Origin of the sequence: Bacillus sp. FSL P4-0334 (genome assembly GCF_038004825.1) — a bacterium.
In the GTDB taxonomy this organism is placed as follows: domain Bacteria; phylum Bacillota; class Bacilli; order Bacillales; family Bacillaceae; genus Bacillus; species Bacillus velezensis.
The window spans coordinates 1926240-1935000 of sequence record NZ_JBBORX010000001.1; the positions used below are offsets into that span (position 1 = coordinate 1926240).

7 protein-coding genes and 1 rRNA gene (1 of these 8 running past the window's edge) are annotated in these 8761 nt (G+C 46.7%); 5 read left to right on the forward strand and 3 right to left on the reverse strand.

Annotation, left to right across the window (positions count from 1 at the left end; all coding sequences use genetic code 11):
- The first annotated feature begins 73 nt into the window (after window positions 1-73).
- Window positions 74-1816 (forward strand): ABC transporter ATP-binding protein, encoded by a 1743-nt coding sequence (locus NSQ37_RS09835; RefSeq protein WP_012117125.1) that lies wholly within the window; start codon window positions 74-76, stop codon window positions 1814-1816.
- A 79-nt stretch (window positions 1817-1895) separates the two neighbouring features.
- Here NSQ37_RS09835 and NSQ37_RS09840 read toward each other — a convergent pair whose 3' ends face one another.
- Together NSQ37_RS09840 and NSQ37_RS09845 are read right to left on the reverse strand one after the other, a co-directional pair.
- Window positions 1896-2960, reverse strand: a complete 1065-nt coding sequence (locus tag NSQ37_RS09840) for an aromatic acid exporter family protein (protein ID WP_007610190.1) — start codon at window positions 2958-2960, stop codon at window positions 1896-1898.
- 209 nt (window positions 2961-3169) lie between these two features.
- Window positions 3170-4459 carry a glutamate-1-semialdehyde 2,1-aminomutase gene (locus tag NSQ37_RS09845; RefSeq protein WP_007408567.1) on the reverse strand — a complete coding sequence of 430 codons (1290 nt, stop codon included), beginning with the start codon at window positions 4457-4459 and terminating at the stop codon, window positions 3170-3172.
- A 156-nt stretch (window positions 4460-4615) separates the two neighbouring features.
- Between NSQ37_RS09845 and bcp the strand changes: the two genes are divergently transcribed.
- Both bcp and perR read left to right on the forward strand, forming a co-directional pair.
- On the forward strand, window positions 4616-5089 hold the full coding sequence (gene bcp / locus NSQ37_RS09850) for a thioredoxin-dependent thiol peroxidase (RefSeq protein WP_003155466.1): 474 nt from the start codon (window positions 4616-4618) through the stop codon (window positions 5087-5089).
- A 124-nt stretch (window positions 5090-5213) separates the two neighbouring features.
- The gene (gene perR / locus NSQ37_RS09855; RefSeq protein ID WP_003155465.1) at window positions 5214-5651 is read left to right on the forward strand and encodes a peroxide-responsive transcriptional repressor PerR; all 438 of its coding nucleotides are present in this window, start codon (window positions 5214-5216) and stop codon (window positions 5649-5651) included.
- Between the two features lie 34 nt (window positions 5652-5685).
- Here the strand turns inward: perR and NSQ37_RS09860 are convergent, their stop codons facing one another.
- Window positions 5686-6039: a YgzB family protein gene (locus tag NSQ37_RS09860; protein ID WP_007408568.1), complete on the reverse strand. Its 354-nt coding sequence runs from the start codon at window positions 6037-6039 to the stop codon at window positions 5686-5688.
- Between the two features lie 202 nt (window positions 6040-6241).
- Between NSQ37_RS09860 and NSQ37_RS09865 the strand changes: the two genes are divergently transcribed.
- The gene (locus NSQ37_RS09865; protein WP_015239435.1) at window positions 6242-7126 is read left to right on the forward strand and encodes a nucleotidyltransferase-like protein; all 885 of its coding nucleotides are present in this window, start codon (window positions 6242-6244) and stop codon (window positions 7124-7126) included.
- 229 nt (window positions 7127-7355) lie between these two features.
- A 16S ribosomal RNA gene (locus NSQ37_RS09870) occupies window positions 7356-8761 on the forward strand; it runs 144 nt beyond the window's last position.

Genomic DNA, 8761 nt, shown 5'->3' on the forward strand with positions numbered 1-8761 from the left:
AAAAAAACCTGTTGGGGTGTCAACAGGTTTTTCACATGGGCTCACACGCCTTAAAGAGAGAGGGGGATAAAGTGTGGGCGTAATCAGACGCTATATGCAATTTGTAAAACCTTATAAAAAACAAATTTTTATCACAGTGTTAATCGGCATCATAAAATTCTCCATCCCGCTGGCTCTCCCGCTGCTGTTAAAATACGTGGTCGATGACATTATTCAAGGGAGCGGAACGGCAAGCGCTAAAACATCATCGCTATTCACGATAATGGGCATCATGTTTGTGCTGTTTTTAATTCTGCGTCCCCCGGTAGAGTACTATCGGCAATATTTCGCGCAATGGACGGGCAGCCGGGTGCTCTATGATATCAGGGGAGTATTGTTTGATCATATTCAAAAATTGAGCCTGAGGTTTTATGCCAACACGAGAACGGGCGAAGTCATTTCCCGGGTGATAAATGATGTCGAACAGACAAAAGACTTTGTCATAACGGGACTGATGAATATCTGGCTTGATATGATGACGGTGCTAATCGTCATCTGCATTATGTTTACACTCGATGTCAAGCTGACATTGATATCTGTCATTTTGTTTCCGTTATACGGAATTTCAGTGAAATACTTTTACGGCCGCCTCCGAAAACTGACACGTGAGCGTTCTCAGGCACTCGCCCAAGTTCAGGGACATTTGCACGAACGAGTTCAGGGGATGCCCGTCATCAGAAGTTTTGCCATTGAAGATTATGAACAAGCCAATTTTGATGAAAAAAACGGACATTTTCTGGACAGAGCGATCCGTCATACGAATTGGAACGCAAAAACGTTTGCAGTCGTGAATACCATTACGGATTTGGCGCCGCTGCTCGTTATCGCGTTTGCGGGTTATTTTGTCATAAACGGTCCGCTGACGGTAGGGACGATGGTTGCGTTCGTCGGCTATATTGACAGAATGTACAATCCGGTCAGAAGATTGATCAACTCATCGACGACGCTGACCCAGTCGATCGCTTCAATGGACCGCATATTTGAATTTATCGACGAGCCGTATGAACTGACTGATAAACCGAATGCAGTAAAAGCTGACGGCATTAAGGGCGAAGTTGAATTCCGAAATGTCTCGTTCCGTTATGAGGAAGGAAAAGAAACGATTTTGCAGGACGTTTCCTTAAAGGTGACAAAAGGGGAAACCGTCGCGCTCGTCGGGATGAGCGGCGGCGGTAAATCGACGCTTGTCAGCCTCATACCGCGTTTTTATGATGTATCCGGCGGCAGCCTGCTGATTGACGGCACAGATATTCGCGATTATGAAGCGAGAAGCCTCCGCAATCAAGTCGGAATGGTGCTTCAGGATACGTTTCTGTTCAGTGAGACGATTCGTGAAAATATCGCCATCGGTAAACCGGGAGCGTCTCTGGATGAGGTGGTTGCGGCTGCGAAAGCGGCAAATGCCCATGAATTTATTATGAATTTCCCAGAAGGTTATGAAACCAAAGTCGGCGAACGGGGCGTCAAATTGTCAGGCGGGCAGAAACAGCGGATTTCCATCGCGCGTGTATTCTTAAAAAATCCGCCGCTGTTAATCTTGGATGAAGCGACATCGGCTCTTGATCTTGAAAGTGAACACTACATTCAGGAAGCGATGGAAAAGCTTGCGAAAAACCGGACGACTTTTATCGTCGCCCACAGGCTGTCCACGATTACGCACGCGGATAAAATTGTCGTCATGGAAAACGGCGCCATCGTCGAAACCGGCACGCACGAGGAATTAATGGCCCAAGGCGGCCAGTACAGACACTTATTTACGATTCAGAATTTGAACTGATACAAAAACGTATGCCGTCCGAATGGGCGGCATACGTTTTTTTGAATGCAAAAAAACCCGGTTTTACGGAAGCACCGGGTTACTCTTCGTCTGTTTCTAATTCGCTGTCTTTCGGGTGGTATGTCTGAAAACTCGTAATTAATGTATCGAGATGCTCCAGCTGCTCGCGGTATTCCGCAACCGCAGCCATAATGCTGAGCATATTGTAATCAAGCAGTTCATCCTCGCAGTTCTGCTGATTTTTCAAGAAAGACTTCGTCAAAAGCTGTTTATATCTTATGCTTTCTTCAGCATCGTCATCATGCGGTTTGATCTTGCCGACCGTCCGCATCAGAATCCTTTCATGCCAATGAAGCAGATAATCAATTTCTTCTGTCAGCGTCTCCTGAAATTCCTCCGGCATATGATAAATCTCGTTTTCATAGCGGTGCAGCTTTTTCAGCGTATCAAGCGCCCGATTCGCCGTAATAATCGCCTGTCTGAACAATACAAGCTTGCGCGACTTTACATACGTCGTTTTCTTAAAGTAGCTTCTCTCCTCTTTATAAAGAAGGTACGTATGATCAAGCTTCATCATCTTTTCCTTCAGCTTCTCAATATCCTCTTTCAATATCGAGTGTTCCGTGGACTGACGCATCGTCAGCCTGATCCATTTCATGATCTCATCGGTATATTCAACCGTATGATGAGTCAGCTTCGTTTCGTATTTCGGCGGAAGAAACACAAGGTTCACAATAAAAGAAGACAGCACGCCTAAAATAACGGTGCTTGTTCGTATCAGAGCGAACGTCAGGAAGCTGTTTCCCGGTGTTTCTAAAATTGCGATAACCGTCACGAGCGCAATCGAAATGGTGTGTTCAATTTTCAGTTTTAACATGATCGTGATGACAATCACTGCGGTCAATCCGATCATAATCGGACTCGGTCCGAAAATCAGTCCGAATGCCGTAGCGATGACAGCGCCGATGATATTTGCCTGAACCTGATCAATAATGATAAGAAAAGACCTGTAAATAGAGGGCTGTATGGCAAATATAGCTGCAATCCCGGCAAAGATCGGCGACGGAAGTCCGATCCATGATGCTAAGTAGAGCGCGAGCGTAATCGCAATCCCTGTTTTAAAAATGCGGGCACCAAGTTTCATTGGTTTGTGCGTGCATTCCTTTCTCTAATAAATTATGTGCCGAACGAACGGCTGACACTTACATTTCCCTGTCGGCTGATTTGCTAAACAATAAAGTAATATACAGGGATCATACCAATTATTCAAGGTCTTTTTTTGAAAAAACCATTATCTCACAAATCGGACAAAAAGAAAAAGCGGAAGCCCCGGGCTCCCGCTTGTTTCAGCAGTTATTTTTTCATATGTCTGAACGCATCTTCAACGGCTTGTAAAGTGGCGTCGATATCCTCTTCAGTATGTGCGGTTGTGATAAACCAAGCTTCATACTTCGATGGAGCGAGATTGATGCCGCGCTCAAGCATCAGCTTGAAGAACTTGGCGAATGCTTCTCCGTCCGTATTTTCCGCCTGCTCGTAATTGACGATCTTTTCATCAGTGAAGTAAACCGTGAGCGCGCCTTTTAAACGGTTGACGGTGATGGTAATGCCGTGTGTCTCCGCATGGGCGAGAATGCCTTGCTCAAGTCTGGCGCCGAGCTCATCAAGCCGCTCATAAACGCCTTCTTCCTTCAGCACTTCCAGGCAGGCGATGCCTGATAGGATAGATGCCGGGTTTCCGGCCATTGTGCCGGCTTGATATGCCGGGCCGAGCGGAGCAACCTGCTCCATGATCTCTTTTTTGCCTCCGTAAGCGCCGATCGGCAAGCCGCCCCCGATAATTTTACCGAGCGCCGTTAAATCAGGCTTCACTTGAAGAAGATCCTGCGCGCCTCCATACATAAAACGGAACGCCGTGATCACTTCATCATAAATGACGAGCGCGCCCGCTTTATGGGTCAATTCATTTACCTGTTCTAAAAATCCTTCTTCAGGTTCAACGATGCCGAAGTTGCCGACGATCGGCTCGACGAGAACCGCTGCAATTTCTGAACCCCATTTATCCAGCGCGGCTTTGTAGCTTTCAATGTCATTGAAAGGAACGGTAATCACCTCATTGGCGATGCTTTTCGGCACGCCGGCGGAATCAGGAGTGCCGAGCGTAGACGGACCGGAACCCGCAGCGACAAGTACAAGATCAGAATGGCCGTGATAGCAGCCAGCGAATTTAATGATTTTTGTCCGGCCTGTATAAGCGCGTGCAACCCGGATCGTTGTCATTACCGCTTCAGTGCCCGAGTTTACGAATCGTACTTTATCAAGTGAAGGAATGGCCTCCTTCAGCATTTTGGCGAAAGTGACCTCATGTTTGGTCGGCGTCCCGTACAGCACGCCGTTTTCAGCCGCTGTTTTAATCGCTTCAGTTATATGCGGATGGGCATGTCCGGTAATAATCGGGCCGTAAGCCGCTAAATAATCGATATACTGATTCCCGTCTACATCCCAGAAATAAGCGCCGTTCGCTTTTTCCATCGCAACGGGTGAACCGCCGCCTACCGCTTTATAGGATCTGGACGGGCTGTTCACGCCTCCGACGATATGCTCTAACGCTTCCTTATGAAGTTCAACTGATTTTGTATACAAAAATGACCCTCCTAATATCTCCTTACATCATGTTCTATTGTAGCATGCTTCATTGCGAGCACAACGGTTCATGCTTCCAGAAAAGAGCGGGAGGATAACGGTTGTAATCTTAACGTGAATTGGATACGCTTAATAAAAAACCCGGAGGTATAAGAAATGACGATTGAAATCGGACAAACAGCACCGGATATGAAATTAGTGAATGACAGCGGGGAAGAAGTAGCATTGACGGATTTTAAAGGGAAGTACGTCGTTCTCTATTTTTATCCGAAAGACATGACACCCGGATGCACGACGGAAGCATGTGATTTCCGTGATCAGCACGAAAGTTTCGCGGGACTTGATGCGGTTATTATCGGAGTAAGCCCTGACAGCCGTGACAAACATGAAAAATTTAAGCAAAAACACGATCTTCCTTTCCAGCTCCTCGTTGATGATGAGCACAAATTGGCGGAAGCTTTTGATGTGTGGAAGCTGAAGAAGAATTTTGGGAAAGAATATATGGGTATCGAGCGATCCACTTTTTTGTTAGACAAAGAAGGCCGTCTTGTGAAGGAGTGGAGAAAGGTAAAAGTGAAAGATCACGTTGCCGAGGCGCTTCGCGAATTGGAACAAATTGCGTCTAATTAATGGACAAATGCTGAACTCACGGGGTTTTCTTCAGATTACATTTGACAGGAGACCGGAAAAAGATGTACACTAATTATAAACATTATAAAGTAAGAATCTTTTTTAGAAGAGAGGTGCATGACGGATGGCTGCACATGAATTAAAAGAAGCCTTAGACACGTTGAAGGATACGGGAGTCCGGATTACTCCTCAACGTCATGCCATTCTGGAATATCTCGTGGATTCTATGGCACATCCGACAGCGGACGATATATATAAAGCCTTGGAAGGGAAATTCCCTAATATGAGTGTTGCGACAGTGTATAACAATTTGCGTGTATTCCGGGAAGCGGGGCTTGTAAAGGAACTGACGTACGGAGATGCGTCCAGCAGATTTGACTTTGTCACCTCTGACCATTATCACGCCATTTGTGAAAGCTGCGGAAAAATCGTAGACTTCCATTATCCCGGGCTTGACGAAGTGGAACAGCTTGCGGCTCACGTCACGGGGTTTAAGGTAAGCCACCACCGTTTGGAGATTTACGGCGTCTGCCAAGAATGTTCCAAAAAAGAAAACCACTAAACGAAGCTGACCGCTTTGATACGGTCAGCTTCGTTTATTTTACACTGTTTTTTCTGTTATAAGACTCATCGAACGCTTTGCCTTCCAATCCTTTATCCAATGTAAGCGGCTCTCTGCAATGCATGCACATATCCACTCTGCCCAGAATCTTCGTTTCTTTCTCGCAAGCGGGGCACATCACCCGGACCGCTTTTGTGGACAGCATGCCGATCCAAAAATAAACGGCGGTGCTGAGCCCGATCGACAGCAGGCCGAGAATCATAAACAAGCTGGCAAGCAAAACAGACTGCTTAAAGAACAGCCCGATGTACATAATGATAAACCCAACGAAAACCAAACTTAACGCAAACGTTCTGATCTTATTAATTTTGCTGGAGTATTTCGCCATGTCCATCCCCCTCTCGTTTAACTATAGCACAAAACAGATGGCATATTCTTCATGTTTTCGTAAGGAAAGGGAAGAATAAATATGGCACCTGAAAGGAAATTTGTTATAATAGTGCAATGTGTTTAGAAAAAAGGACTTTCATGTTTTATCATAGAAATGTAGAAACAATAGCTAGTGAAACAATCGCATTGGAGGAATCGTAATGGACAATCTTCTCCGTCCAATTTACCAAGAAAGAGCAAGTCATCCCGATACGCTGGCCGTCCTTATGATTGAGAGAAGGAGTAAAGCATCATCCATCACGGATAACTTTGATGCGGTCATGCTTGTCATTGTCAAACAGGCTGATGAACCTCTTTTTATAAAGCATTATGAATTCGAACAAAAAACCGCTTCTTTACATATTGTAACGGATGCTCTGCTTCAGGAATGGATTCTGCTTGGGACCAATAGAAGAGTCATAGATTGGATCATCAACGGCAAAGTGCTGTTTGACCGCAATGAATATATATCTGAACTCAATGACCGGCTCAGCACTTTTCCTTTCGCCGAGCGGAAATTAAAGATCGGAATGGAATACGGCAAGCTGATCAGAAGATTTGTAGAAGGAAAAGCGTTTTTTGAAGCTGATCATTTTCTGGATGCATATTATGCGGTAGTGCATGCTCTTCACCACTTGGCCCGCATAGAAGTGATTGACCGGGGGTTTTATCCCGAAACGACAGTCTGGAACCAGGTCCGTCACATTGAGCCGCAGGTATATAAGCTATATTCCGAACTTGTCGAGAGTCACGAAAGTTTGGAGAAAAGACTCGAATTATTATTCTTAGCAAATGATTTTCTCATCCATTCAAAAGCTGAAATCGGTTCTGCGCACCTTTTTCAAGTGATGAAAGAAAAAGAACTGTGGCAGTTTGGAGAATTGCTTCAGCACCCTGAACTGGTGCACTTCACCCAAGATCTTGGTGTCATGCTTGATTACCTGACGGAAAAAGGCTTTGTTGAAGTATCTCAAATAGAGACCAAAGGGCAGGAAGTATATCATCGAGGATATTCTTTCAAAAAAAGTGTTGACGCTGAATCATAGGCATGGTATATTATTAAACGTCGCTGATGCGCTTCAACAAAAAGCTCACAGCGGCGGAGAAATAAAAACAAAAAAACATTTGACAGCAACTCGCTGAAATGTTATACTGAAAAAGTCGCCTCGAGATGAGGTTGAAATGATCTTTGAAAACTAAACAAGACAAAACGTACCTGTTAATTCAAAGTTTTAAATAAACCGCACAGCGATGTGCGTAGTCAGTCAAACTACTTTATCGGAGAGTTTGATCCTGGCTCAGGACGAACGCTGGCGGCGTGCCTAATACATGCAAGTCGAGCGGACAGATGGGAGCTTGCTCCCTGATGTTAGCGGCGGACGGGTGAGTAACACGTGGGTAACCTGCCTGTAAGACTGGGATAACTCCGGGAAACCGGGGCTAATACCGGATGGTTGTCTGAACCGCATGGTTCAGACATAAAAGGTGGCTTCGGCTACCACTTACAGATGGACCCGCGGCGCATTAGCTAGTTGGTGAGGTAACGGCTCACCAAGGCGACGATGCGTAGCCGACCTGAGAGGGTGATCGGCCACACTGGGACTGAGACACGGCCCAGACTCCTACGGGAGGCAGCAGTAGGGAATCTTCCGCAATGGACGAAAGTCTGACGGAGCAACGCCGCGTGAGTGATGAAGGTTTTCGGATCGTAAAGCTCTGTTGTTAGGGAAGAACAAGTGCCGTTCAAATAGGGCGGCACCTTGACGGTACCTAACCAGAAAGCCACGGCTAACTACGTGCCAGCAGCCGCGGTAATACGTAGGTGGCAAGCGTTGTCCGGAATTATTGGGCGTAAAGGGCTCGCAGGCGGTTTCTTAAGTCTGATGTGAAAGCCCCCGGCTCAACCGGGGAGGGTCATTGGAAACTGGGGAACTTGAGTGCAGAAGAGGAGAGTGGAATTCCACGTGTAGCGGTGAAATGCGTAGAGATGTGGAGGAACACCAGTGGCGAAGGCGACTCTCTGGTCTGTAACTGACGCTGAGGAGCGAAAGCGTGGGGAGCGAACAGGATTAGATACCCTGGTAGTCCACGCCGTAAACGATGAGTGCTAAGTGTTAGGGGGTTTCCGCCCCTTAGTGCTGCAGCTAACGCATTAAGCACTCCGCCTGGGGAGTACGGTCGCAAGACTGAAACTCAAAGGAATTGACGGGGGCCCGCACAAGCGGTGGAGCATGTGGTTTAATTCGAAGCAACGCGAAGAACCTTACCAGGTCTTGACATCCTCTGACAATCCTAGAGATAGGACGTCCCCTTCGGGGGCAGAGTGACAGGTGGTGCATGGTTGTCGTCAGCTCGTGTCGTGAGATGTTGGGTTAAGTCCCGCAACGAGCGCAACCCTTGATCTTAGTTGCCAGCATTCAGTTGGGCACTCTAAGGTGACTGCCGGTGACAAACCGGAGGAAGGTGGGGATGACGTCAAATCATCATGCCCCTTATGACCTGGGCTACACACGTGCTACAATGGACAGAACAAAGGGCAGCGAAACCGCGAGGTTAAGCCAATCCCACAAATCTGTTCTCAGTTCGGATCGCAGTCTGCAACTCGACTGCGTGAAGCTGGAATCGCTAGTAATCGCGGATCAGCATGCCGCGGTGAATACGTTCCCGGGCCTTGTACACAC